Source organism: Bradyrhizobium sp., assembly GCF_036735945.1.
GTDB lineage: Bacteria > Pseudomonadota > Alphaproteobacteria > Rhizobiales > Xanthobacteraceae > Bradyrhizobium.
In genome coordinates this window covers 1-23,259 of sequence record NZ_DAINNI010000073.1, presented here as the reverse complement: position 1 = coordinate 23,259, position 23,259 = coordinate 1, and the positions used below count along the sequence as shown (strand labels likewise).

General features: G+C 64.6%; 22 protein-coding genes. 11 read left to right on the top strand and 11 right to left on the bottom strand.

The window, feature by feature from the left end; genetic code table 11:
- Together V7E26_RS20515 and V7E26_RS20510 are read right to left on the bottom strand one after the other, a co-directional pair.
- The coding region (locus V7E26_RS20515; protein WP_324419578.1) for a GTP-binding protein at positions 1–95 on the bottom strand (95 nt) is incomplete at its 3' end.
- Between the two features lie 247 nt (positions 96–342).
- The gene (locus V7E26_RS20510) at positions 343–1,098 is read right to left on the bottom strand and encodes a Crp/Fnr family transcriptional regulator (protein ID WP_324419574.1); all 756 of its coding nucleotides are present in this window, start codon (positions 1,096–1,098) and stop codon (positions 343–345) included.
- A 206-nt stretch (positions 1,099–1,304) separates the two neighbouring features.
- Between V7E26_RS20510 and V7E26_RS20505 the strand changes: the two genes are divergently transcribed.
- Positions 1,305–1,685 carry a response regulator gene (locus V7E26_RS20505; protein ID WP_324419571.1) on the top strand — a complete coding sequence of 127 codons (381 nt, stop codon included), beginning with the start codon at positions 1,305–1,307 and terminating at the stop codon, positions 1,683–1,685.
- Positions 1,686–1,798: 113 nt separating this feature from the next.
- Here V7E26_RS20505 and V7E26_RS20500 read toward each other — a convergent pair whose 3' ends face one another.
- Entirely contained in the window at positions 1,799–3,394 is a 1,596-nt protein-coding gene (locus V7E26_RS20500; protein WP_324419569.1) for an alkaline phosphatase D family protein, read from the bottom strand.
- Between the two features lie 89 nt (positions 3,395–3,483).
- Positions 3,484–4,902 (bottom strand): TAXI family TRAP transporter solute-binding subunit, encoded by a 1,419-nt coding sequence (locus tag V7E26_RS20495; protein ID WP_324419567.1) that lies wholly within the window; start codon positions 4,900–4,902, stop codon positions 3,484–3,486.
- Between the two features lie 208 nt (positions 4,903–5,110).
- On the opposite strand from V7E26_RS20495, the gene V7E26_RS20490 reads away from it, so the two are divergent.
- The gene (locus V7E26_RS20490; protein WP_324419565.1) at positions 5,111–5,416 is read left to right on the top strand and encodes a 4a-hydroxytetrahydrobiopterin dehydratase; all 306 of its coding nucleotides are present in this window, start codon (positions 5,111–5,113) and stop codon (positions 5,414–5,416) included.
- 82 nt (positions 5,417–5,498) lie between these two features.
- Positions 5,499–5,885 carry a YkvA family protein gene (locus tag V7E26_RS20485; protein ID WP_324419563.1) on the top strand — a complete coding sequence of 129 codons (387 nt, stop codon included), beginning with the start codon at positions 5,499–5,501 and terminating at the stop codon, positions 5,883–5,885.
- 69 nt (positions 5,886–5,954) lie between these two features.
- Here V7E26_RS20485 and V7E26_RS20480 read toward each other — a convergent pair whose 3' ends face one another.
- The 3 genes from V7E26_RS20480 to V7E26_RS20470 all read right to left on the bottom strand — a co-directional run bounded on the left by V7E26_RS20480 (position 5,955) and on the right by V7E26_RS20470 (position 9,609).
- On the bottom strand, positions 5,955–7,124 hold the full coding sequence (locus V7E26_RS20480) for a TAXI family TRAP transporter solute-binding subunit (RefSeq protein WP_324419561.1): 1,170 nt from the start codon (positions 7,122–7,124) through the stop codon (positions 5,955–5,957).
- A 32-nt stretch (positions 7,125–7,156) separates the two neighbouring features.
- On the bottom strand, positions 7,157–8,251 hold the full coding sequence (locus V7E26_RS20475; RefSeq protein WP_324419559.1) for a hypothetical protein: 1,095 nt from the start codon (positions 8,249–8,251) through the stop codon (positions 7,157–7,159).
- A 383-nt stretch (positions 8,252–8,634) separates the two neighbouring features.
- On the bottom strand, positions 8,635–9,609 hold the full coding sequence (locus V7E26_RS20470) for an NADPH:quinone oxidoreductase family protein (protein WP_324419557.1): 975 nt from the start codon (positions 9,607–9,609) through the stop codon (positions 8,635–8,637).
- Between the two features lie 113 nt (positions 9,610–9,722).
- Here V7E26_RS20470 and V7E26_RS20465 point away from each other — a divergent pair, with 113 nt between their 5' ends.
- The 7 genes from V7E26_RS20465 to V7E26_RS20435 all read left to right on the top strand — a co-directional run bounded on the left by V7E26_RS20465 (position 9,723) and on the right by V7E26_RS20435 (position 17,677).
- Positions 9,723–10,562, top strand: a complete 840-nt coding sequence (locus V7E26_RS20465) for an SDR family oxidoreductase (RefSeq protein ID WP_324419555.1) — start codon at positions 9,723–9,725, stop codon at positions 10,560–10,562.
- A gap of 199 nt (positions 10,563–10,761) precedes the next feature.
- Positions 10,762–11,400, top strand: a complete 639-nt coding sequence (locus tag V7E26_RS20460; protein WP_442893441.1) for an invasion associated locus B family protein — start codon at positions 10,762–10,764, stop codon at positions 11,398–11,400.
- Positions 11,401–11,584: 184 nt separating this feature from the next.
- Positions 11,585–12,811 carry a 23S rRNA (adenine(2503)-C(2))-methyltransferase RlmN gene (gene rlmN / locus V7E26_RS20455; protein WP_324419553.1) on the top strand — a complete coding sequence of 409 codons (1,227 nt, stop codon included), beginning with the start codon at positions 11,585–11,587 and terminating at the stop codon, positions 12,809–12,811.
- A 94-nt stretch (positions 12,812–12,905) separates the two neighbouring features.
- Positions 12,906–13,397, top strand: coding sequence for a hypothetical protein (locus V7E26_RS20450; protein WP_324419551.1), 492 nt, complete (start codon positions 12,906–12,908; stop codon positions 13,395–13,397).
- A 51-nt stretch (positions 13,398–13,448) separates the two neighbouring features.
- Entirely contained in the window at positions 13,449–14,210 is a 762-nt protein-coding gene (locus V7E26_RS20445; RefSeq protein ID WP_324419549.1) for a phosphatase PAP2 family protein, read from the top strand.
- A 110-nt stretch (positions 14,211–14,320) separates the two neighbouring features.
- Entirely contained in the window at positions 14,321–15,667 is a 1,347-nt protein-coding gene (gene argG / locus V7E26_RS20440) for an argininosuccinate synthase (protein WP_324419547.1), read from the top strand.
- Between the two features lie 255 nt (positions 15,668–15,922).
- Positions 15,923–17,677, top strand: a complete 1,755-nt coding sequence (locus V7E26_RS20435) for an alkaline phosphatase (RefSeq protein ID WP_324419545.1) — start codon at positions 15,923–15,925, stop codon at positions 17,675–17,677.
- Positions 17,678–17,698: 21 nt separating this feature from the next.
- On the opposite strand, the gene V7E26_RS20430 is transcribed toward V7E26_RS20435, so the two are convergent.
- Positions 17,699–18,343 (bottom strand): TetR/AcrR family transcriptional regulator, encoded by a 645-nt coding sequence (locus V7E26_RS20430; RefSeq protein WP_324419543.1) that lies wholly within the window; start codon positions 18,341–18,343, stop codon positions 17,699–17,701.
- Positions 18,344–18,546: 203 nt separating this feature from the next.
- Between V7E26_RS20430 and V7E26_RS20425 the strand changes: the two genes are divergently transcribed.
- Positions 18,547–19,503 carry a homocysteine S-methyltransferase family protein gene (locus V7E26_RS20425; protein WP_324419541.1) on the top strand — a complete coding sequence of 319 codons (957 nt, stop codon included), beginning with the start codon at positions 18,547–18,549 and terminating at the stop codon, positions 19,501–19,503.
- Positions 19,504–19,566: 63 nt separating this feature from the next.
- Here V7E26_RS20425 and V7E26_RS20420 read toward each other — a convergent pair whose 3' ends face one another.
- From V7E26_RS20420 to V7E26_RS20410, 3 genes are all read right to left on the bottom strand, one after another.
- Positions 19,567–21,405, bottom strand: coding sequence for an OmpA family protein (locus V7E26_RS20420; RefSeq protein WP_324419539.1), 1,839 nt, complete (start codon positions 21,403–21,405; stop codon positions 19,567–19,569).
- Between the two features lie 386 nt (positions 21,406–21,791).
- Entirely contained in the window at positions 21,792–22,178 is a 387-nt protein-coding gene (locus V7E26_RS20415) for a VOC family protein (RefSeq protein WP_324419537.1), read from the bottom strand.
- Positions 22,179–22,220: 42 nt separating this feature from the next.
- The gene (locus tag V7E26_RS20410; RefSeq protein WP_324419535.1) at positions 22,221–23,048 is read right to left on the bottom strand and encodes an FkbM family methyltransferase; all 828 of its coding nucleotides are present in this window, start codon (positions 23,046–23,048) and stop codon (positions 22,221–22,223) included.
- Between the last annotated feature and the right edge of the window lie 211 nt (positions 23,049–23,259).

The window sequence follows — 23,259 nt, the reverse complement described above, 5'->3', positions numbered from 1 at the left end:
TCGCGATAGGTGCCGGATTGCTGCAGCAGGCGGTCGACCAGGGTGGTCTTGCCGTGGTCGACGTGGGCGATGATGGCGACGTTGCGAAGGTTCATGGCTCTTCTTCTGGTCGTGCAATGGTGGACGCGCGATCTCACCGGAAAACCGGGACCCACTTCTCCGGATCGCGCTCAAAAACCTGGAATGCGAACGGGGCTGCCGGCCTCGAACCCGGCCCCAAAAAGGAAGCCCGGCCAAAAGGACCGGGCACACCTTACGCGTTGCGGCGCAATATATTCAGAAAACGTCAAAAAACAATGGTTTGTTTGGCATTTGGTTAGCCGATTTGGGCAGGTCGCCCGGCTAATTTCCCATGCCCGGCTCGGGATAGACCCCCCGCAAAACCTCCTCAAAATGGCCTTTCACGGCCTCGTTGCAGCGGCAGGACCGGTTCCGCAGTTCGATGGCGTTGCGGACCAGGATCGAGCCGCGCCGGGTCTCTAGCGTGCCCTCCGCCTTGAAGGTCTGGATGACCCGGCTGGTGTAGGAGCGGCCGACGCCAAGCAGGGTCGACAGTTGCTCGTGGGTCAGCGGCACGGTGTCCCCGTCATCGGTGCGTTCCATCGCCGAAATGATCCACTTTGCCGTTCGCTGCTCGATCGAATGGATCGCATTGCAGGCGGTGGACTGGAAAATCTGCGCCAGCATGCAGTCGGCGTAACGCGCAAAAATGTTGCTCAGCGTGCCCGACCCGGCTTTGGCCGCATCGAGCTTGTTGACCGGCAGCCGCACGATGGGTCCGGCGAACTTGACGATGATGCGGGTATAGGCAGGGAGAAAGCCCTGGCTGACGATGCCGCCCACGGCACCCTCCCGTCCGATCAGGATGGTTTCGACATCGCGGCCATCCTCGCCGGCGACCATGTAGGAGACGAGGCTGGGGCCGCACGGGAAATGCACCGTCTCGACGTTGTCGCCGGGGCTGTAGAGCAGGTCATTCGGACTGCCGTCGGTCGCCGCGAGGTGCGGCGCGATCAGTGCGTAGTCGGCGTCATTCAAACGGCGCAGCAGATTGTTGAACGGCCGCTCCCCGGCGGTGCCGCTTGGTCGCGTCGGCATGAAAATCCCTTCCCTCTCCCGGTCACAATAATCGGATTTTCGGCGCCGATATGTGCACTAGTGGACAGACCGTAGAACGTCGGTGTGGTGGCCTCGGTTCCGGAACCGGCAGATGCGCTTTCAGGAAAGGCAGCCGCCGTTCGTCCACTTCCGGGGCTTCGGCCTGGATCCCTCGATCGGATATGAGACCTGGAGCGAGCGAGAAGATGGGCCGAATCTCCAATGACGGCATACCGGGCGACGTCTTGATCGTGGAAGACGATCCGATCATCGCGCTCGACTTCGAAGACACGATTCTCGGCTTCGGTGTGAAGACGGTGCGGATCGCCGCCAACGTCGCCAAGGCGCTCGAATTGATCGAACACCGGCCACCGCAATTCGCGTTGCTCGATGTCGGGCTCGTCCGCGAGAAGAGCTTTGCCGTCGGCGAACGACTGCAGGCGCTCGAGATTCCGTTTGCCTTCGTCACCGGCTATGGCGCCGACGCGACGCTGCCGGCGGCATTCGCGACAAAGCCGCGCCTGCCCAAGCCCTGTTCGACCGATGCGCTGCAGGCGCTATTGAAGATCGGCGGCGTCAAGTCCTGAACGGCAGCGGTCGTCGCGAGGGCCAGAGCATGATCCGGAAAAGTGTGCAGCGGTTTTCCGAAAAGATCATGCTCAAACAATAACCTAAAGCGCGATGATGATTCATCTTAATCTCATCGTGCTTTAGCGGGTTTCGGATCGAGCGTCGTCGACCACAAGGCAACGTCGGCGCGGTCGCGCAGCGTCACGATCATCTGCCCGCTGGTGCCGTCGATCCTGACATGGCCGAAGAACTGCATGCCGGCCGATGGCGGCAGGTTCTGCTTGCCTGGTCCCGGCGCCTTGATGAACTTCACCTCGGGGCCGAAGGTATTGTCTGTCACGTTCGGGCCGAAGGTGCCGGCGTGCAGCGGGCCGGAGACGAATTCCCAGAACGGCTCGAAATCCTGAAACTGCGCCTTGTCGGGGTTGTAGTAATGCGCGGCCGCATAGTGCACGTCGGCGGTGAGCCAGACCGTGTTGACGATATCAGATGCCTTGATGAACCGAAGCAGGTCGGCGATCTCCAGTTCGCGGCCGCGCGGCGGGCCGTCGCCTTGCGCGACGGCTTCCGAACCCTTCTTGTCGGCTGCGTCATCATAGACGACGATGGAAAGCGGCATGTCAGATGCAATCGCCTTCCAGGTCGCGCGGGAGTTCAGCAGCGCGCGCTTCAGCCAGGCGAGTTGTTCGGGCCCGAGAAAATGGCTTTCGGGACCGTAGGCCGTCTCCTGGTTTGGACCGTTGGCGCCGCGATAGCTGCGCTCATCCAGCATGAACACGTCGAGATGCGGACCGTAGTTCAGCGTGCGGTAGAGCCGCCCGGGCTCGGCGATGCTCTCGCGCATCGGATACATTTCGTGGAACGCGCGCGCCGCGCGGGCGGCGAGCAGGGAGATGTTGCGCTCCTTGTAGGCCGCAGGCAGTTCCTTCGATGACGACCAGTTGTTGGTCACCTCGTGGTCGTCCCACTGCACGAAGACCGGCACCTCGGCGTTGAAGGCGCGCAAATGCTCGTCCATGAAGTTGTACCTGTGCGCGGCGCGGAACTCGTCGAGCGTTTCGGCGACCTTGGCCTTTTCCGGGGTCGTCAGGTTCTTCCAGACCTTGCCGTCGGGAAGCGTCACCTCGCTCTTGATCGGGCCGTCGGCATAGACGGTGTCGCCGGAGTGCAGCAGGAAATCCGGGCGATGCTTGCGCATGGTGGCGAAGGTGAACATGCCGCCGTCGTCAGGATTGATGCCCCACCCCTGTCCGGCGACGTCGCCGCCCCACACGAAACTGACGTCGCGGCGATCGGCCGGCGCGGTGCGGAAGCGTCCGACGACCGGCTCGCTCGTCATTTCCGGATGCGAGAGGTCGCGGAATTTCACGCGGTAGAGGATGTCCTGCCCCGCCGGAAGATTCTCCAGCAGCATTTTGGCGGTGAAGTCGGTTTCGGGCAGCGCCGCAATCGGCGGTAGGGCGCGCACCTTGGCAAAGGATTCGGTGGTGGAGACTTCGACCAGCATTTGCGAGGGCCGGTCGGCCCGCGACCACACCACGCCGCCGTCCATGCTCACATCGCCGGACTGCACGCCTGATGTCACCCGCGGCCGGTCCGCGGCGCGGCTGAGATAGGGCATGGCGATGACGCCGACGGCCCCGGCACCCGCGCCGGCAAGAAAACGTCGTCGGGAAATTCCGCGGAGACCATGACGGGACGAATTGCCGGAAATTCTGATCGTCATGCGGGCCTGTTCCGGATCTGGGGTGGACGACGATGATCACCGACAGACCTAGAACGAATTGATGACGGCCCTATTACCGGATCGGTCCGTCACGCATTGCCGGCGGCACGGAATTGCGCGCTCGCCCGCTGCAGGTTTTGCGGCATGCTCAATAGCAGCGTCTTGCGGTCGGCCACCGCGTTGTGGAACTGCTCGATCGCGATATTGAACGCGGTCAGCGTTCCTTCCTCGATCGTGCCGTGCTCGAAACATTGCAGCGTGTCGCGCAGGATGGCATCCGCTTCCGCCTGCATCTGGTCGAGTTCTTCCATCGAATCGGACTGGCGGGCGGCGGTGAGCATATCGAGCAGGCGGTCGCGCTGCGACGTGTTGATGCTACGATCATCCTTCTTCAGGGCGCCGGCGAACCAGGCGCCGATGGACCCCATGGCGGATACCGCCATCAGGCTCCACCAGATGTAATCGCTGTAGCGGTCGAGGAAGGTCTTCTCCTCGCCGTCGACAAAGGCAGCCGCGCCGGGATGAACCGGGATCGTGGCGTCCTTGTCGGTGTCGGGCGTTTCGATCTTGGCGGTGAGCGGGAATTCGTTCTTCAGGTTCTGGCGCGCCGCAAACAACTGCCGCGTGAAGGTCGCGACCGTCGATTCCGCGATGCCCCGGCGCGCCACGATGTGATGCGAGAAGCTGATGGTCTTGATCTCTTCCTCGGGCCGGCTCGGCGCGCTGCCGAACGTTCCGGCCGGGATCTCGGAAGCCTCGTAGGCCGGATGGTTCTGCGCGATGGCTTCGGCCGAATCGATCGCCAGAAACTGCGGCGCACCGTCGCGCGCCGTCGCTGTTATCGCGTCGGCCGTGATCTTGCTGTTGACCGGGCCGGCGGCGAGATAGGCGTCCGCCTTCTGGTTGCGGATGGCGTCGGCGGCCTCGCTGGCGGGGAACTGGATGATCTCGACCTTGGCCGGATCGATGCCGTATTGCCGCAGGATCACCTTGAGCAGATTGACATTGGCCTGGGTGCGGCCGACCACGCCGATGCGGCGTCCGGCAAGCTGGCTGATCTTGGTGATGGCGGGCGCGGCTTTCCTGCCTTTCGGCTTGGCTGCTGGCGGCACCCACAGCGCCACGACGTTCTTGCGCAGCGTGGCCACGGCCTGCGCATTCCTCGGCACCTCGAGGTCGCCGCGGATGATGGCGAGATCGACCTTGCCGTCGCCGAGCAGGCTGGCGCTCGCGACCGCGCCGTCGGTCTGCACCGGCCGCAGCCGCACCAGGCTGTTGCGCTGGTTGTTGAAGGCCTGCGCCAGGTTCTGCACGACCTTGAGATCGTCGCTGTTGGCGGGACCCACAGCGATCCGCAAGGTCACCGGCCGCATCGCGAAATAATATCCGGCGGCCAGCGCGCCGACGACGGCCAGCACACCGGCCAGCGTGACGAATGTCAGGCGCCTTTGCGCGGAGCGGGGCGACGGCGGGACCGGCTTTTCCGAAACGAGAGGGCTGTCGCTCATCAGTCCTGGGATCGTTTGAGGTGCAATATGACGCCAGCGGCACGCCTGGGACCGACACCGTAGCAAAATTTGCCGCTGGCCCATTATTACATCTGCGTCATGGTTACCGGGCGCCGCCACTGGCGGCCGATTGTCGCGCATTTTGGGTGGGGATCCGCAGCGCACGCTTCGGTGTTAGGGTCGGGACGGTCTGGAACAGGAGGCGATCATGGTGGAACGGCTATCGGCCGAGGCGCGGAAATCGGCGCTGGCGGAACTTTCCGGCTGGTCCGAGACGGCGGGGCTCGAGGCGATCGCGCGGACCTTCACCTTCAAGGATTTCAACGAAGCCTTCGGTTTCATGTCCCGGGCTGCGCTGGTCGCGGAAAAGAACGACCATCACCCGGAATGGAAGAACGTCTACAAGACGGTGGAGGTGGTCTTGGCGACCCACGACGCCGGCGGCGTGACGAAGCGCGATATCGATCTCGCCAGGGCCATGAACGCGATTGCAAGGCAGTTGGGCGTCACCTGAGGCGCGGGGCCGGCTACTTGCGGGGCAGGGGGGACATCCCCAATTCTCTATCGGCGCCGGATATCCTGGAGGGAACGCCGCGATGGCATCGTCCGATCACACCGTGGGTTTCGAGCCAGCGGACCGGCTGGCGCAGGACCGCGAGAGCGTGCGCCGGCGCTTCTGGAAAAAGTTCAAGCAGGGGGTGGCGAAGCTTCCCTTCGCCGAGGATCTGCTCGCGGCGTATTATTGTGCGTTCGACAAACAGACGCCGCGTCACGTGCAGGCGTCGCTGCTCGGCGCCGTCGCCTATTTCATCCTGCCGTTCGATTTCATGCCCGACATGCTGCCCCTGCTCGGCTTCACCGACGATGCCGCGGTGCTCGCCACCGCCATTCGCATGGTCGCAGGCCACATCACCGAGGAGCACCGCAAGGCGGCCCGTGCGGCGCTGAAGCGCGGGATCGATGCCGCGGAGGTGACGGGATAATCAGGCGCCCCTAACGCGACGCCCCCGGACCGAGGTCCGAGGGCGTGCATTTCTCGAATGCGCTTCCAATTAGCGCGAGTGAACTTGCGCCTTGGTGTTTCGTTCCGCTTCCCAGGCCTGGAACTGCTTGAACAGGGCTTCCTTGTCCGAGTCCGACTTGACGCTCGCCGCGGTTGCCGGGCTCTGCTTCAGGAATTCGTCGAATCTGGCGCGTGTCACGGCCTCGACGTTGTGGCTCTTGAGCCATTGATCGGCGACCGGGAGACGTTGCCATTCCTGCAGCGGCGCCGACAGCGACACTTCCTTCCATTTTGGATGGAAGGGCGGGTTCTGGAATTTCGGAAACTTCGTGAAGAAGGCGTCCACGAACAGCGCCAGCTTGCGGTAGCGCTCGGTGTTGGGCGCCCAATTATAGGCAGCGAGCACCGCCGGCACGGCAATGGTGTCGACCTTCCCCCCTTCCGGAATCAGGTTGGGATAATCCTTGGAGGTCAGCACCGCCGGCAGATAGTCGGTCTGCAGCGGCCGCGCATAGTCGACCGGCACGAGGTGGAAGCGGTCGTCGTTGAAATTGCTGACCGACTTGTAGGGCTTGCCGCCGACCGCGATGACGGCGTCGATCTCGCCGGCCCGCATCTTCTCCATCGCGATGCGCTGCTCGATATAGACGAAATTCGGCTTGAGGCCGAGCCGCTCGAACACGACAGCGGCGGTGACGAAGGTGCCGCCGTTGGGAAGATCGACGCTGACCTTCTTGCCGTTGAGCTGGTTGATGTTGGTCACCGATTTCGACGCGATGACGTACATCTCTTCGTTGTAGAGCTTCGTGACATAGGTGAATTGCTTCTTGATGTCCTTGGCGAAGCCCTTCTTCTCGAGATAGTCGAGCGTGTCGGCGCGAACGATGCCGAGGTCGACACCCTGCAGGAACAGGATGTCGGCCACGCTCTGCACAGAGCCGCGCCCGACGATGGGGAGTACGCGCAACTTGTTCCCATCGTCGAGCACGGAAGCAAGGTCGGCTCCGAACTGCACGTAGGTGCCGCCGATCGTTCCGGAGATCAGTGTGACTGTGTTCGCGTTCAGCGCCTGCTTGGTGGCGACTGAGCCGAACTGAAAAATGGCCTTCAGGCTTTCGCTCACCTTGGCCGGATCGTATTCCGTCTCGGCGGCCTTGGCCGCCGTATTGCTGCATGCCACTGTTATGGCGAGCAATGCCATTCCCACTAAGTGACGCATGGGTTCCTCTGTGCGCTGGTTTTAGTAACTTCCTAGTTCTGTAGTTGGCCGAGTCTTCGCTTCGCGTCGGCCGAACCCATCTGGGCGGCCTTCTGGTACCAGACCTTCGCCGCCGCGGGGTCGGGTGTAATGCTCCGTAGGTCCTGGGTGCCGAGCACCTGCGGATCGTAGGTTCCCGCAAGCATCAACGCTGCTTCCGGCTCCTGCGCATCAGCCGCGCGTTCGAGCAGCAGCCGGGCGGAGGTGATATCGCCAATCGAAAGCAGGCTCTTGGCCCGCGTCAACAGCGTCGCCAGCTCGTCCGGATCGATGCGGCGAGTCGGGGCAACCTCACGGGTCACCGGAGCCGGTTCGCGGACAGCCGGCGCGGGCGCAGCAACCGGGGCTGCCGCCGGAGCGATCGCTGCGACGACCTGGGGCGGTTCCTTGGCCACCGGCTCGGGAGCCGGAACCTTGCCCTTGAGGGCGCTCTGATAGGCCGCGGCAATTTCGTTGCGTGTCGGCGAGCCCGAGACCGTCGCGGTGGTGGTCGGCGCCGCACGGCGCGAGGCAACGACCTCGGCGCCGGTCGGTTCGGCAGCGATCGGCGGCGCGGCGACACGCTGCGGCATCTGGCCGGGCTCCGGCGCGGCCGCCGCGATCTGGGCGGCGGGCGGCGGCGCGCTGCCACCGCCGCCGCCGAGGGAAGCATTGAATATCACGGCGCGGGTCGAGTCGATCGAAAACAGGGCCAGAACGGCCGCGATTGCCGAGACCACGGTGACACCGGTGATGATGCGGCCGGCGCTCGGCCTCCTCAGCCCGCCGCCGCTGCCGAACTTGCCGCTGCCGAACGCATATTCGGAAACCTGCTGATGGGACTCTTCCTCGTAGTTGGAGAGGAAGAGCGGCACCTCCTCATGTGGCGGCAGTTCCTCCGGCAGCACCTCGGTCCGCTCGAACGACAGCGCGAAGGGCTGGTCATACTGCGGCTGGTCGTACCGGGGTTGCTCGTATCGCGGCGCCTGCTGATAGCGGAGCTGTTCGTATCGGGATTGTTCGGCCTCATACAGCCGAGGATCGCTGATGGCTTCGTCGAACCTGTCGAACGGGTCTCTTGCCTGAACAGGTCTGTTATTCTCGGCCATGAAAGATGCTCCCCAATACTGAACGCCACGACGCGCGTCCCCTGCACGTTCTTCTTGCTCTTGTTGGTGTACAGGAGCCGCGCTACCACCCCTAAGGTCGCACACAGATTGGGTTCAAAAAACGACAACCGCCGGTGCGAATTAGAAATATTTTTGGTATGATTAAGGCGTGGGGGCGGCATGCGGCGGTTTGAACACACGCATTGTTACGCGCAATTTCTTTTTTAGTGAGATAATTTTTGAGAACGATTCCCGGCGGTTGCCGTTTGCGCGCGTCGCGCCGAACCGGTTGCGCGTCGTTCGGGGCAAGGCGGTTCCGAAGCGGACCGGAAGAATACGGTCTTGAAATTGGGCGGCCCGACGTCGCGCCGGGCTCGTTCGCCTCAGGGATGCAGGATCACCTTGCCCATGGCCTTGCGGCCGGCGAGCACCTTCAGCGCTTCGGCGGTTTGCGCCAGCGGGAATGTGCGGTCGACATGGGAGGAAATCTTGCCTTCCGCGGTCCACTTCACGAGCTTCTCGAGATTGACGCGGTTCTTCTCCGGATTCTGCCTGGTCCATGCGCCCCAGAATACGCCTCTGATATCGCAACCCTTGAGCAGCGCGAGGTTGAGCGGCATCTTTGGAATGTCGCCCGCCGCAAAGCCGATCACCAGGAAGCGGCCTTCCCAGGCGATCGAGCGCAATGCGGCTTCGGCATAGCTGCCACCGACCGGATCGAAGATGATGTCGACGCCCTTGCCGCCGGTCAGCCGCCGCAAGCCCTCCTTGAGGTCCTCCTTGCTGTAGTTCAGCGTCAGCTCGGCGCCGTGCGCCTTGGCGAATTCGAGTTTCTCGTCCGACGAGGCGCAGGCGATCACCTTCAGGCCCATCAGCTTGCCGAGTTCGCAGGCGGCGAGGCCGGTGCCGCCCGCCGCGCCGAGCACCGCGAGCGTCTCGCCCGGCTTCGGACTGGCGCGATCTTCCAGCGCGTGCAGCGCGGTGCCGTAGATGATGATGATGCCGGCGGCGCGATCGAAGTCGAGATTGTCGGGGATTTTCACGATCGAAGCCGCGGGCAGCGCGATCTTCTCGCGCGCGCCATTATGGCCGCAGGATGCCACCACGCGATCGCCGGCCTTGAGGTCGGTGACCCCAGCGCCGACGCTTTCGATCACGCCGGCAACCTCGGCGGCCGGCGAGAACGGAAACGGCGGCTTGATCTGGTACTTGCCCTGGATCATCAGGATGTCGAAGAAATTCAGCGCCGCCGCCTTGATCGCAATGACGGCTTCGCCCGGTCCCGCCACCGGATCTGGCACATCCGCCAGCACGAGATCGTCGGGTTGGCAATATTGCGAGCAGAGAATGGCTTTCATGACGCACCTGATTTTCGGACCGACACGGAATACTGACAGCTTCATGCCGGATTTGAAGCCGGGCTACAATCCGATTCGAGGCATAGCCTCATGGTGGCTGGAGGATTCAAACGATGTTCGAAAAGGGCTTGCTGGCGGGAAAGCGGATATTGGTCACTGGCGGCGGCTCGGGACTGGGAGCTGCGATGGGGCGTCGCTTCGCCGAGCTCGGCGCCGAGCTGATCATCTGTGGCCGCCGGTTGGACGTGCTGGAAGCGACGGCCGCGCGGCTGCGCGACGACATCGGCGGCAAGGTCAACGTGATCGCCTGCGACATCCGCGACGGCGCCGCGGTCGATGCCATGATGGACGAGGTCTGGCGCGATGCGCCGATCGACGTGCTGGTCAACAACGCCGCCGCGACCTTCATCGCGCAGACCGAGCACCTGTCGCCTCGCGCGGCAGATGCGATCCTGGCGCCGACGCTGCACGGCACGATGTACTGCACGCTCGCCGCGGGCCGCCGCTGGATCGACGGCAAGCGCAAGGGCGTGGTGTTGAGCATTCTCTCGACCTCCACGATCACCGGCCGCGCCTTCACGGTGCCGTCGGCGATGGCGAAGTCCGCGGTGCTGGCGATGACCAGGAGTCTTGCAGTGGAGTGGGGGCCCAAGGGCGTGCGAACGGTCGCGATCGCGCCGGGCGCGTTTCCAACGCCGGGTGCGTCGGGCCAGCTTCGCCCCGAGGGGCGCGATGCAGGCTGGGCCGAGCGCAATCCGCTTGGCCGCGCCGGCGAGCACAGCGAGCTTGCGAATCTCGCCAGCTTCCTGATTTCCGACCAGGCCGGTTACATCAACGGCGAGATGGTGGTGCAGGATGGCGGCGCGCATTTGCGCAGTTCGGGCGCCGAGGATCTGCTGCAATGGACCGATGCGCAGTGGCAGCAGCAGCGCGAGCGGAGGTCGAAAAGTTAATGCAGAGAGTTGACATCAACGCTTGACACAAAGCCCGCGCTTTTTGATTCGCTGAAGCGACCTGGGACGAAGCGTCGCCACCACGGCGACAACGATGTAACTGCCTTCCCAAGAAAGCATTTCCCGGCTATCCATCCCCCGCAGCGCGATGCGCCTTCGGGCCATCTTCCAGTCACAATGATGAGGGAACCAGTTGTCCGTGTTGCGAATACTGGCATTTCTGGTTGCGATTGCCGCGCTGTGTGGGACAGCATCCCTCGCGCAGGCACAGGGCGCTGCTCCAAAAGGCGCGAAGGAATCAGCCAAGACGGCACCCGCGCCGGCCGCAAAGGCTGCGCCAAAACCGCCGGCAAAGCCGGAACCGGCAGCGACCGCTGCGGCAGGTGGCGCGGAGCCAACCTTGATCGGCCAGTTCGGCACCTGGGGCGCCTACACGGCGACGCCGAACGGCAGGAAGGTGTGCTTCGCGCTGGCAAAGCCCGCGTCGTCGAAAACCAATCCGCCGAATCGCCCGCGCGATCCCGCCTATGCGTTCGTCTCGACGCGTCCGGCGGAGCGGGTCTTCAACGAAGTCTCGATCATGATCGGTTACGCGCTGAAGCCGGGCTCGGAATCCTCGCTTGAGGTCGGCGGCGCGGCTTTCGCGATGTACACGCAGGGCGACGGGCTCTGGATCAAGAACGCGGCCGAGGAAGAGCAGATGGTCAGCGCGATGCGCAAATCGGCCGAAGCCGTGGTGAAGGGCGTCTCCGCCAAGGGAACCGAGACCACGGACGTCTTCTCGCTGAAGGGACTGTCCCAGGCGCTCGACCGGCTGGCGCAGGATTGCAAGCGCTAGCCGCTTTTAGGCCCAGAACGCCGTTGTTTGCCGCCTCAGGAAGGCCTATTTGGAGCTCTCTCCCCTCATGGTGAGGAGGCGCTTGCGCCGTCTCGAACCATGCGGCCCGGCTCTCATCCTTCGAGACGCGGCGAAGACGCCGCTCCTCAGGATGAGGGAGAAACCTCCCGAGAGCAGAAATACGATGACCGCAGTTTCGATCGAAACGAATTCCACGGCGACCTCGCCCGTGGCGCCGCTGGAGAAGGTTCCGCTCGAAACCTATGTGCCGCCGGCAAAACCCTCGCTGATCGGCCTGTCACGCGCCGAGATCGCCGATCGGCTCGGCGAGATCGGCATTGCGCCGGCGCAGCGCAAGATGCGGACGCAGCAACTCTGGCACTGGATGTATTTCCGCGGTGCCAGGAGCTTTGCCGAGATGACCAGCGTCTCCAAGGACATGCGTGCGCATCTGGAGCAGCATTTTACCGTCGATCGCCCCGAAGTGGTCGCCGAGCAGATCTCCAATGACGGCACCCGCAAATGGCTGCTGCGGCTGCCGAGCGGCGACACGCTGCAGAAGGCGCACGAGGTCGAGTGCGTCTACATTCCCGAAACCGATCGCGGCACGCTCTGCGTCTCCTCGCAGGTCGGCTGCACGCTGAACTGCTCGTTCTGCCACACCGGCACGCAGCGGCTGGTGCGCAATCTCACCGCCGGCGAAATCGTCGGCCAAATCATGGTGGCGCGCGACCGCCTCAACGACTGGGCCGATCGCGAGACGCCGACCGGCAGCCGCCTCGTCACCAACATCGTCATGATGGGCATGGGCGAGCCGCTCTATAATTTCGACGCGGTGCGCGATGCCTTGCTGATCGTTGCCGACAATGAAGGCATCGGCATTTCCCGCCGCCGCATCACGCTGTCGACCTCGGGCGTGGTGCCCAACATCATCCGCACCGGCGAGGAGATCGGCGTCATGCTGGCGATCTCGCTGCACGCCGTGCGCGACGATCTGCGCAACGAACTGGTGCCGCTGAACCGGAAATACCCGATCGCCGAATTGCTGCAGGCCTGCCGCGACTATCCGGGATCGTCGAACGCGCGCCGCATCACCTTCGAATATGTGATGCTCAAGGGCGTCAACGATTCCCTCGACGATGCGAGGCTGCTGGTGAAGCTGCTCAAGGGCATTCCGGCCAAGATCAACCTGATCCCGTTCAACCCGTGGCCGGGCTCGGTTTACGAATGTTCGGATTGGGAGCAGATCGAAAAGTTCTCCGAATACATCTTCAACGCCGGCTATTCCTCGCCGGTGCGCACGCCGCGCGGCCGCGACATCCTCGCCGCCTGCGGGCAGTTGAAGTCGGAGACCGAGAAACTCTCTGCGCGCGAACGCCAGGCGCTGCGCGCCATGGCGATGACGGATTGAGGAGAAGTCGCCTCATGCAACCCTGTTATTGCCTGCGACAAACGCGAAGCGTTTGCGCAAGGGAGCGAAGCGACGAAGCAATGACGGGGCAGCCATGTCCCTGATCGGCCGCATCTTCGTCATCCTGTTCGCCTTCCTCGCCGCCTGCTTCGTCGCGGGGATGATCGTGGTCGGTGCGGTGCTGTATCCGGAGATCTCAGATCTCGCCGGCGAGCCGATCGACGAGGACGCGATCAATGTCCTGCTCGGCTTCGGCTTCATCTTCCTGTCCGGCTTCGCACTGCTGCCGGCGCTGATCGTGGTCCTGATCACGGAAGCCTTTTATATCCGCAGCGTGCTGGCCTATGCGGTGGGCGGCGCGATCGTCGGCGCGGCCTGCTATCTCGGCCTGATCCCGTTCGATACCGAAACGCTGCGGTTCGACGGCATCATACGGCGCCATCTCGAAATCATGACGGGCGCGGGCATCGTCGCCGGGCTCGTCTATTGGCTGGTCGCCGGGCGCAACGCCGGCGCATGGCGCCAGCCGCCGTCTCCGCTACGTCCACCGCCGCCATTGCCGTCGCGCTCCCGCCCGCTGTCGTGAAATCAGGCCTAAGTCTTTCCATCCCCCATCGCCTCGGCTAAACCCCGCGCCATGAACCGGACCGGACTTGTCATTGCGTTGGGCCTCTCGCTCGTCATCGGACTTTTGTTCGGGATCTTTCCCGAACTCGACCTGAAGCTGGCGGCACTGTTTTACGATCCTGAGACCGCATCCTATCCACTGAAGCAGCACGGGCTTGCCGCCTTTGCGCGCGATGGCGCGATGTGGATCGCCTGGGCGCTAGCGCTGCCGGCGTTGTTTGCCATCATCGCGAAACTGCTGCGGCCGGACAGGCCGATGCTGATGTCGGGACGCGCGGCGGTGTTTCTGTTGGTCACGATCCTGCTCTCCGCGATCGTGCTCACCAACCTTACCTTCAAGAGCCATTGGGGCCGGCCGCGGCCGGTGGCGGTGACGGAGTTCAACGGTCCCTGGAAATTCGTGCCGTGGTGGGATCCGCGCGGCGAGTGCGGACGCAACTGCTCGTTCTTCTCCGGCGAGGGCGCCACCGCGTTCTGGACCTACGCCCCCGCAGCCCTGACGCCGCCGGCCTGGCGACCGCTGGCCTATGTCGCGGCGACCGTGTTCGGGGTCGTCACCAGCGGACTGCGGATGGCGTTCGGCGGGCATTTCTTTACCGACGTCGCCGCCGCCGGTCTCGTCAGCTTTTTCGTGATCTGGCTGGCCTATGCCTGGATCTACCGCTGGCCGTCGACGCGGCTGACGGATGCGCAGGTCGAGGCCGCGCTGGGGCGCTGGGGCCGGCCCGGCTACCGCCTGTGGCAACGCTGGCGCGGCCGCACCGCGGCCTGATCCGGCCGGCCGCGAGGCCCATTAAACGCGTGCCCCGGGCTGCGAAATTTGTTATTCGCGCCCTGAAAGCCGCAACCGGCAATCCGCCATTTCGACCGATTGGAAGCTCCATGAGTACGATTCTGAAAAGCCTGCCCAAGGGAGACAAGGTCGGCATCGCTTTCTCCGGCGGTCTCGACACCAGCGCGGCGCTGCTCTGGATGAAGCAGAAGGGCGCGAAGGTCTTTGCCTATACCGCCAACCTCGGCCAGCCTGACGAGGCCGATTACGACGAGATTCCGCGCAAGGCGATGGAGTTTGGCGCCGAGAAGGCCCGCCTCGTCGATTGCCGCACGCAACTGGTTCACGAAGGCATTGCCGCGATCCAGTCCGGCGCCTTCCACGTTTCAACCGGCGGCATCGCCTATTTCAATACCACGCCGCTCGGCCGCGCCGTGACCGGCACGATGCTGGTCGCGGCCATGAAGGAGGATGGCGTCAACATCTGGGGCGATGGCTCGACCTACAAGGGCAACGACATCGAGCGGTTCTATCGCTACGGCCTGCTGACCAATCCGAGCTTGCGGATCTACAAGCCCTGGCTCGACCAGCTCTTCATCGACGAACTCGGCGGCCGCGCCGAAATGTCGGCGTTCATGACCGCCAACGGTTTCGCCTACAAGATGAGCGCCGAAAAGGCGTACTCGACCGACAGCAACATTCTCGGCGCCACCCACGAGGCCAAGGATCTCGAGCAGCTCGACAGCGGCATCAAGATCGTCAACCCGATCATGGGCGTGCCGTTCTGGCGCGACGACTGCGCCGTCAAGGCCGAGAAGGTCGTGGTGCGTTTCGAGGAGGGGCAGCCCGTCGCGCTGAACGGCCAGACTTTTGCCGATCCGGTCGCGCTGTTCCTCGAAGCCAATGCCATTGGCGGTCGGCACGGCCTTGGCATGAGCGACCAGATCGAGAACCGCATCATCGAGGCGAAGAGCCGCGGCATCTACGAAGCGCCCGGCATGGCGCTCTTGCACATCGCCTACGAGCGCCTCGTCACCGGCATTCACAACGAGGATACGATCGAGCAGTACCGGATCAGCGGCATGCGCCTCGGACGGCTGCTCTATCAGGGCCGCTGGTTCGATTCGCAGGCGCTGATGCTGCGCGAAACCGCCCAGCGCTGGGTGGCCCGCGCCGTCACCGGCGAGGTGACGCTCGAACTGCGCCGCGGCAACGACTATTCGATCCTCAACACCGAGAGCCCGAACCTGACCTATCAGCCGGAGCGGCTCAGCATGGAGAAGGTCGAGGACGCCGCATTCACGCCGGCAGACCGCATCGGCCAGCTCACCATGCGCAACCTCGACATTGCCGACACCCGCGCCAAGCTGAACATCTTCACAAAGACCGGCCTGCTCTCGGCCGGCGAGGGCGCGTACATCCCCAAGCTCGACAACGACAAGAGCGACAAGGATTGAAAGCGCCCTCGTGTCCCGGACGCGACGCAGCGCGTAGCGGTGCGGCGCAGAGCCGGGACCCAACGCCACATAGCCGATCCGCACTTGGGCCCCGGCTCGGCAGCGCATCACTTCGTGCTGCGCGGCGTCCGGGGCAAGAGCCTTCGCGCGCCTCCGTTATCGACACGTCATCCCTGACAGGTAGATTTGCCCGCCTGAATTGTTGCGGAGCAGCCGCCGACGTGCCGCTCCGTGTCTCCGACCGGAGCCTCGATCATGATCAAGCCTGCCGCCGTCGCTCTCGGCCTCCTGCTTTTGGCATCAGCGACCGAGGCGCAGACGATCTATCCCATCGACCGCGCCGACATCCTTTCCGGCGCGCGGTTCGACTTCAAGGTCGAATTTCCCGACAAGGTCGATCCGGCGAAGCTGAAGGTGACGGTCAACGGTCAGGACTATGCCGTCGCATTCGGCCGGGCGGGAACGTTCGCCGAGCGCGAGGACGGCAAGGATCAATCGGCGCTGCTGCTCCGCGATGTCGTGCTGACCGCGCCGGGACCTGTCGTCGTCGAGGCCGGTGACGGCGCGCAGAGCCGCAAGGTGACATGGACCGTCTACGGCACGCCGCCGCGCAAGGCGAAGAACGTCATCCTGTTCATCGGCGACGGCATGTCGCCCTCGCATCGCATCGCGGCGCGGCTGCTTTCCAGGGGCATCGCGGAAGGAAAGAGCCTCGGCAAGCTCGCGATCGACGACATGCCCCACATGGCGCTGGTGGCGACCGCGGGCATCGATTCGATCATCACCGATTCCGCGAACTCGGCCAGCGCCTATGCCACCGGCCACAAGAGCGCCGTCAATGCGATGGGTGTCTATGCGGATCGCACCAGGGACCCGTTGGACGATCCCAGGGTCGAGACTATTGCAAGCCTGGTCAAGCGCCGGCTCAATATGGCCGTCGGCATTGTCAGCAATACCGAGATCCAGGATGCAACGCCGGCGGCGATGGTGGCCCATACCCGCCGCCGCGCGGAGTACGACCAGATCGTCGAGCAGTATTTCGCGGCCAGGCCCGATGTGCTGCTCGGCGGCGGCAGCGCCAATTTCCTGCCAAGGGCTGCGTCCGGAAAGCGCAAGGATGATGTCGATTACGTCGCCCGCTTCAAGGAGGCCGGCTATCCCTTCGCGGCCACGGCAAGCGAGTTGAACGCGCTTGCCGCCAGGCCCGAGACGCGCAAGTTGCTCGGCCTGTTCGCCTCCGGGAATATGGACGGGGCGCTCGACCGCAAATTCCTCAAGGGCGGCGGCGTCAGGAAATTCCCCGAGCAGCCCGACCTGACCGAACAGGTTCAGGCAGCCTTGGGCGTGCTGTCGAAGAACGAGGCCGGCTTCTTCCTGATGGTGGAGTCCGGCATGATCGACAAATACGCGCATCTGCTCGACATGGAGCGCGCGGTCTATGACACCATCATGCTCGATAACGCCGTGCGCCTCGCTCGCGATTGGGCGAGCAAGCGCGGCGACGACACTCTGATCATGGTCGTGGCGGACCACAACCACCCCAACAGCCTTGTCGGCACCATCAATGACGACATGAGTGCGATACCGAACGTGCCGTTCCGCGAACGCGTTGGCGTCTACGACAAGGCCGGCTTTCCCAACTATCCGGCGCCCGATGCGGAAGGCTATCCGACGCGCGTCGACGTCAGCCGGCGGCTTGCCATTTTCTCGGCCAGCCTTCCCGATCACTACGAGACCTTCCGTCCCAAGCTCGACGATCCCAACGAGCCGACCGTGAAGGGCGACGATGCCGGAACATTCAAGGCCAATGAGAAATACAAGGACGTTCCCGGCGCCGTGCTGCGGCCGGGCAACCTGCCGGCGTTGATTGGCGCGAGCGTGCATTCCGGCGAGGACGTCATCCTGACCGCGACCGGACCCGGCAGCGACCGGGTCAAGGGCTCGATGGACAATACCGAAGTGTTTCGCGTGATGGCGGAGGCGCTCGGCCTTGCAATGACCGGCCAGTAGCTTTGCGCGCGCTTGCGCGCGTCACGAGGACGGCGCCGGCGCAAACATCAGCTTGATGCAGGTCCGGAAGATCAGGATCTGGCGCTCCAGCCGTTTCGGATCGTTCAGCGTCTTGGACATGATGATGGCGCCGTCGACGACGCAGGACAGCATGTCGGCGACATCGTCGAGATCGACCGGCTCCCGCGGCGGATGGACGGCGGCGATGCCGTCGAGAATGCTGCGGAAGCGCGCGTTCCAGTCCCGGACCGACTGCGCGGTCAGTTCGCGCACTTCGCGATCGAACAATCGCTCCTGATAGCAGATGCTGGCGATCAGGCAGCCGGGATGGCCGCTCGGCAGATCGGCCATCGTCTCGGCGAGCAGTTTCAGTGAAATCAGGAACGCCTGCAGTGGATCGTCGGAAAGCGCATGGCCGCGCGCGAAGATTTCGTCGAACAGATGGTCGTTGGTCGCGACGTATCTGCGCAGCATCTCCCGCGCGAGCGCGTTCTTGTCCTTGAAGTGGTAGAAGAAGCCGCTCTTGGTGAGGCCGGCTTCCGCGATCACTTCCTCGATCGAGGTGGCGGCAAATCCCTTGGCGAGAACGGCGGCCTCCGCAATCTCAAGAATGCGCTCGCGTGTCGCCTCGCCCTTGCTCGGCCGAGGCTCCGCAACTGTACTCATGGTACGGTTTCTCCATGCGCGGCCGCACCGCGGCACTGCCGCTCGATCGCCAACCACTTGAATACGTACCACTTTGCGCGTTCTGGTTCATCCGCACCACGAGCCGCCTAGGCCGCCGCGACACTATGAGGCACCAACATCGCCGGACCCGATCGATGCGCGCGAGACGTATCGAGGTCGCCAATTTCCGCGGAGATGTTGAAATGGCCAGATATCGAGACGCCCTGCCGCAACGCCGCGGCGGCATTTTCCTGACGGATGGCGGCATGGAAACCACGCTGATCTTCCACGAAGGCGTGGACCTGCCGCACTTTGCCGCCTTCGTGCTGCTCGACAGCGAAGACGGACGCGAGAAGCTGAAGCAGTATTACGCGGCCTATCTGGCCGTCGCCCGCGAGCACGGCACCGGCTTCGTGCTCGACAGCCCGACATGGCGCGCCAATCCGGACTGGGGCGCCAGGCTCGGCTACGACGCGGCTGCGCTCGATGCGGTCAATGTCCGTTCGATTGCGTTCCTGGAAGAATTACGCGGCGGCTGGGAACGGCCAGGCGCGCCCTGCGTGATCAGCGGCGCCATCGGCCCGCGCGGCGACGGCTACAAGGCCGGCGACATGGATGCCGGAGAGGCCGAAGAGTATCACCGGGCGCAGATCGCAGCCTTTGCCGAAGGCGGCGCCGACATGGTCACCGCCTATACACTCAACAGCATCAACGAAGCGGTCGGCATTGCACGCGCAGCGCGGTCGGTAGGCATACCGGCGGCGATCTCGTTCACGGTGGAGACCAATGGCCGCCTCGTGAAGGGAGAAACGCTGCGCGAGGCGATCGAGACGGTGGATCGAAAGACCGATCGAGCGCCCGAATACTTCCTGATCAACTGCGCACACCCCGCGCATTTCGAGGATGCATTGAAGGCCGGCGAAGCCTGGACCGAGCGTATCCATGGCGTCAGGGCAAATGCCTCGACCAGGAGCCATGCCGAGCTCGATGAATCGGAAACGCTCGATGCGGGCGATCCCGCCGATCTCGGGCGGCGCTATGTGGCGCTCAGGAAGGCGTTTCCGAAGATGCGCGTTCTCGGCGGCTGCTGCGGCACCGATCACCGGCACGCCGCCGCCATCTGCGAGGCCTGCGTGTCGCCACGGGCGCTCAGCGCCTGATGCAACAGGAAATAGAAATGGCCGGGATCGCACCCGGCCATTTCATCTTGTAACGCGCGTGCCTCAGCGCGGCGGCGCGGTGCCGGGCGGGGGCGGCGGCAGCGAGGCCTGTCCGCCATTGAGCAGCGGCGTGATGTTGCGGATAGTGACGCGCCGGTTGATCGCGCTCGGCCCGTCGGTCTGCTCCTTCGGATACTGCTCGCCATAACCCTGCGAGGTCAGGTTCTCCGCCGGCACGTTGAACTGCTGTGTCAGCAGCGTTGCGGCGGATTCCGCGCGGCGGTCCGACAGCGACAGATTGTCGACGTCGGAGCCCACCTTGTCGGTGTGACCTTCAATCAGGAACACTGCGCGCGGGTTGGCCTGGATCGCCTGGTTCAGGCCGTCGGCGATCACCTGCAGCTTCGCCGCCTGGTCCGGCGGGATCTCCCACGAACCGGTCGCGAAGTTGATGGAGTTGACGTCGATGCTCGGCATCTGCATCCGCACATTGGGGCTGTAGCGGATTTCGTCGAGCGAGTAGCGCCGGTTGATCCGTTGCACCGGCGGCGCCCTCAGGGTTTCGTAGATCACTTCCGGGGGGGCTTCGTCCGCGGCGACGATGTAGCGGTCGTACGGCATGTTGACCACTGGCGGCGGCAGATCGACATAGAAGCCGCCGACTGCTTGCGGATCGCGGTAGCTGTTGTCGATGATGATGATCTCACGGCCACGGTCGTCGCGGCGGATGCGGCGCAGCAGCCGCCCGTCACTGCCGACCACGGTGATGATCTGGCTGCCATCCGGCCGGATCACGACGGTGCGGGTCTCGCCGCCGACGGTCTGGGTCTGGATGTCGCGTGCACCATAGCGGAAGCGATAGAGATCGTTGCCGCGGACGTATTGCTGTCCGCTCGGGTCACGGATGATGACGCGGTCCGGCTCATAGTAGACCGTGCGGCCGCCCTCGGTGACCTCCCGTCGCTGGCTGTGCATGTTGGCGATGGTCGCGCCGACCACGGCGCCTGCGACGACGCCCGCGCCGATCGCGAGCGGCGTCAGGTTTTCACGCCGTGGCTGCGGCGGTGGCGGTAGTGGCGTTGTGACCTTGGGTGCGGCCCGGAATGCGGGTGCAACCGTCGGCGGAGCGAATTGCGCCCTGCCGGGCGGTGGCGTTGCGGCTGCCGAGCCCGGGACGACACTCGGCGCGGGCGTCGCTGCTCCGCCAGGCGTTGGTGCGCCGGGGCGGCCGGTCGGTCCAGGTGGCGGCGTTGTCGGTGTGCCCGCGGCCGGTGGCGTGGCGGGCGTTGCGCCGGGGCGCGGCGGCACGGCCGTGCTTCCGCCGGGCGGATGCGCGGTTGGAGCAGCCGTCGGCGGTGCTGTCGGAGCCGGCGTGGTAGCGGGCGCCGGCGGTTGCTTGGCGCCGGCCGGTGGAGGCGGCGGCGGCACAGGCGAGGGCGTCCCCTTCTGGGATGAAGGTGGCGGCGGGGGTGGCGGAGGCGGCGCAGCCGGTTGCTTCGGCGCGGTAGGCGCTGCCGCCGGCGGAGGAGGTGGCGGCGTTGGGCGTGCAGGCGCGGCCGCTGGAGGCGGCGATGGCGGTGCCTGACGTGGCGGAGCCGCGGCAGGCGGAGGTGGCGGCGGTGCAGCCGGGCGTGGAGGCGGCGCGGCCGCCGGGGGCGGCGGAGGCGCGGCGGGGCGTGGGGGAGCCGCAGCCGGAGGCGGCGGTGCAGCGGGCGCAGGCGCCTTCGGTGCGGCAGCGGGCGGCGGCGCACCCTTCTGCGGCGGCTGGCCTCCCTTGGCCCGGTCGTCTTCCTTGGCTTGCGCCACGACAAGCGGAGCGGACTGCGCATGCGATGCGGAGGTCGCGAACTGCGTCGCCGTCAAGGCGCTGGTGGCGAGCAGCAGGATGCGAAGCTTGGTCATGATGTCCTTGGTTCCCGAAGAATGGCCTAACGGAAGGGCCCTCATTGACATGTCAGTTGGTCGATGAGCGGCTCATCATTAGGCCGGATTGTGGCGGTCTACAAATGGCAGAATGCTATTTATTTCATGGTCGCAATGGGTTGCATTCATTGCGCGTTCAGCCAGCGCGTCAGGCCATCCCCTGATCGGTCGCAGGATTGGGTGTGTGGGGACCGTTCGGTCCGCGCACCGGCAGCTCTTCCGGCATCTCGCCCGGCAGCTCTTTCGGTTGTGTTAGCTCGTTTGGATCGCGTAATGGGGGTGATATCTCCCGGATTAGTGTCGGGAGCGACAACGGCGGTGATCCCGCGAGGTTCCAGTTCGATGCGCGAATGGAACCGGCGGCTCTATGCGGGAGCGTGGCAGACGGCTTCGATGTTGTGGCCGTCGGGATCGAGCACAAATGCGCCGTAATAGTTCGGGTGGTAGTGCGCGCGGATCCCCGGGGCGCCGTTGTCGCGCCCGCCTGCATTGATGGCGGCCTTGTAGAACGCGTCAACCGTGGCGCGGTCCCTGGCGAGGATCGCGACATGCAGCGGCTTGTCCAATCCGCCTTCGCCGCCGATCCAGAAATCGGGTTTTCCGTTGGCGCCGAAACCTGCCGCGGGATCGTGGCCGTGCTGTTCCTGCGTCACCTCCATCACCAGCACGTAATCGAGCGGCGCCAGCGCCTTCAGATAGAAGGCCTTGGAGCGTTCATAATCCGAAACCGGAAATCCGATGTGGTCGATCATCAAGCTCTCCCGCGGTGTGAACAATCGCCCGGCAAGACAAATTCAGCTTCGCGTCAAAAGCGTGTTGCTGCGCGTTCTACCGGTCTCGATATAACCGCGTGCGCGCATGTCGGCGATGCAGTCCGACTGCCATTCGTCCTTCGACAGATGCTCGATCACGACCGCGCGCGGCCACAGCGATGGTGGCGCCTCCGCGAAGAAGCCGGTCAGCACGCGATCCTCAAAACCTTCGACGTCGATCTTGAGCGCGTCGACATGCGAGACGCCGGCTTCCTCGAGGATGCGCTGCAGCCGCAGCGACGGCACCTTGATCGCCCGCGCCGATGCCTCGCCCGACACGATATGGCTGGCGCCGAGATTGTCGCCGTCGGTTTCGATCAGCAATTCGCCGTCGCTGGCGCCGGCGGCCGCCGCGACCAGCCGCATCTGGCTGTAGCCGGAGGCTGTGCTGTTGAAGGCGAGCCGGGCGTGGGTGACCGGATGCGGCTCGATCGCGATCACCTTGCCGCCGCTGCCGACATCGCGCGCCAGGCTGAGCGCGTAGGTCCCGACATTGGCGCCGATATCGACGAACACGCCGCCCGCGGGCAGATGCGCGCGCAGGAAATCCAGTTCCTCGATATTGTAGGCGGGATTGAACAGCGCGCCGCGCTCGGTGGCGCTGGCCTGGTGATAGAAGCGGAACGACGCTCCCTGATAGTGCACATCGACCGGGCCGTCGCGCACCAGGTTGACCAGCCGCGACAGCCAGGGGCGAAACGCGCCGCGTTTCAGCCGCGTGCGGTGGGCCAGCGAAATGATGGCGGCCTGCGCGGCGTTCGGGGCGAACGTGCCGAACGGCGCGGGTGAAAGGTCGTTATCGGGCGACAAACAGAGGTCCTCGGACAGAAGCGGCGCATGCATAGCCGGTTTTGCAGGCGACTCCAACGTGGCTGTGAGGTTTCCGTCTTCCAATCATGCCCGCGGCCCATCCTCGTCATTGCGAGCGCAGCGAAGCAATCCATGTCTCAGCTCGGGATAGATGGGTTGCTCACATGGGGAATGTGTGTGTCAAGGATGGGCAGCCACCTTTTTGTTCGAC

Coding starts and splice junctions, on each gene's coding strand:
- V7E26_RS20510 (WP_324419574.1), bottom strand. CDS start 1,098: ATGCCGACGCGACCAAGCGGCACCGCCGGGGAGCGGCCGTTCAACAAT.
- V7E26_RS20505 (WP_324419571.1), top strand. CDS start 1,305: ATGGGCCGAATCTCCAATGACGGCATACCGGGCGACGTCTTGATCGTG.
- V7E26_RS20500 (WP_324419569.1), bottom strand. CDS start 3,394: ATGACGATCAGAATTTCCGGCAATTCGTCCCGTCATGGTCTCCGCGGA.
- V7E26_RS20495 (WP_324419567.1), bottom strand. CDS start 4,902: ATGAGCGACAGCCCTCTCGTTTCGGAAAAGCCGGTCCCGCCGTCGCCC.
- V7E26_RS20490 (WP_324419565.1), top strand. CDS start 5,111: ATGGTGGAACGGCTATCGGCCGAGGCGCGGAAATCGGCGCTGGCGGAA.
- V7E26_RS20485 (WP_324419563.1), top strand. CDS start 5,499: ATGGCATCGTCCGATCACACCGTGGGTTTCGAGCCAGCGGACCGGCTG.
- V7E26_RS20480 (WP_324419561.1), bottom strand. CDS start 7,124: ATGCGTCACTTAGTGGGAATGGCATTGCTCGCCATAACAGTGGCATGC.
- V7E26_RS20475 (WP_324419559.1), bottom strand. CDS start 8,251: ATGGCCGAGAATAACAGACCTGTTCAGGCAAGAGACCCGTTCGACAGG.
- V7E26_RS20470 (WP_324419557.1), bottom strand. CDS start 9,609: ATGAAAGCCATTCTCTGCTCGCAATATTGCCAACCCGACGATCTCGTG.
- V7E26_RS20465 (WP_324419555.1), top strand. CDS start 9,723: ATGTTCGAAAAGGGCTTGCTGGCGGGAAAGCGGATATTGGTCACTGGC.
- rlmN (WP_324419553.1), top strand. CDS start 11,585: ATGACCGCAGTTTCGATCGAAACGAATTCCACGGCGACCTCGCCCGTG.
- V7E26_RS20450 (WP_324419551.1), top strand. CDS start 12,906: ATGTCCCTGATCGGCCGCATCTTCGTCATCCTGTTCGCCTTCCTCGCC.
- V7E26_RS20445 (WP_324419549.1), top strand. CDS start 13,449: ATGAACCGGACCGGACTTGTCATTGCGTTGGGCCTCTCGCTCGTCATC.
- argG (WP_324419547.1), top strand. CDS start 14,321: ATGAGTACGATTCTGAAAAGCCTGCCCAAGGGAGACAAGGTCGGCATC.
- V7E26_RS20435 (WP_324419545.1), top strand. CDS start 15,923: ATGATCAAGCCTGCCGCCGTCGCTCTCGGCCTCCTGCTTTTGGCATCA.
- V7E26_RS20430 (WP_324419543.1), bottom strand. CDS start 18,343: ATGAGTACAGTTGCGGAGCCTCGGCCGAGCAAGGGCGAGGCGACACGC.
- V7E26_RS20425 (WP_324419541.1), top strand. CDS start 18,547: ATGGCCAGATATCGAGACGCCCTGCCGCAACGCCGCGGCGGCATTTTC.
- V7E26_RS20420 (WP_324419539.1), bottom strand. CDS start 21,405: ATGACCAAGCTTCGCATCCTGCTGCTCGCCACCAGCGCCTTGACGGCG.
- V7E26_RS20415 (WP_324419537.1), bottom strand. CDS start 22,178: ATGATCGACCACATCGGATTTCCGGTTTCGGATTATGAACGCTCCAAG.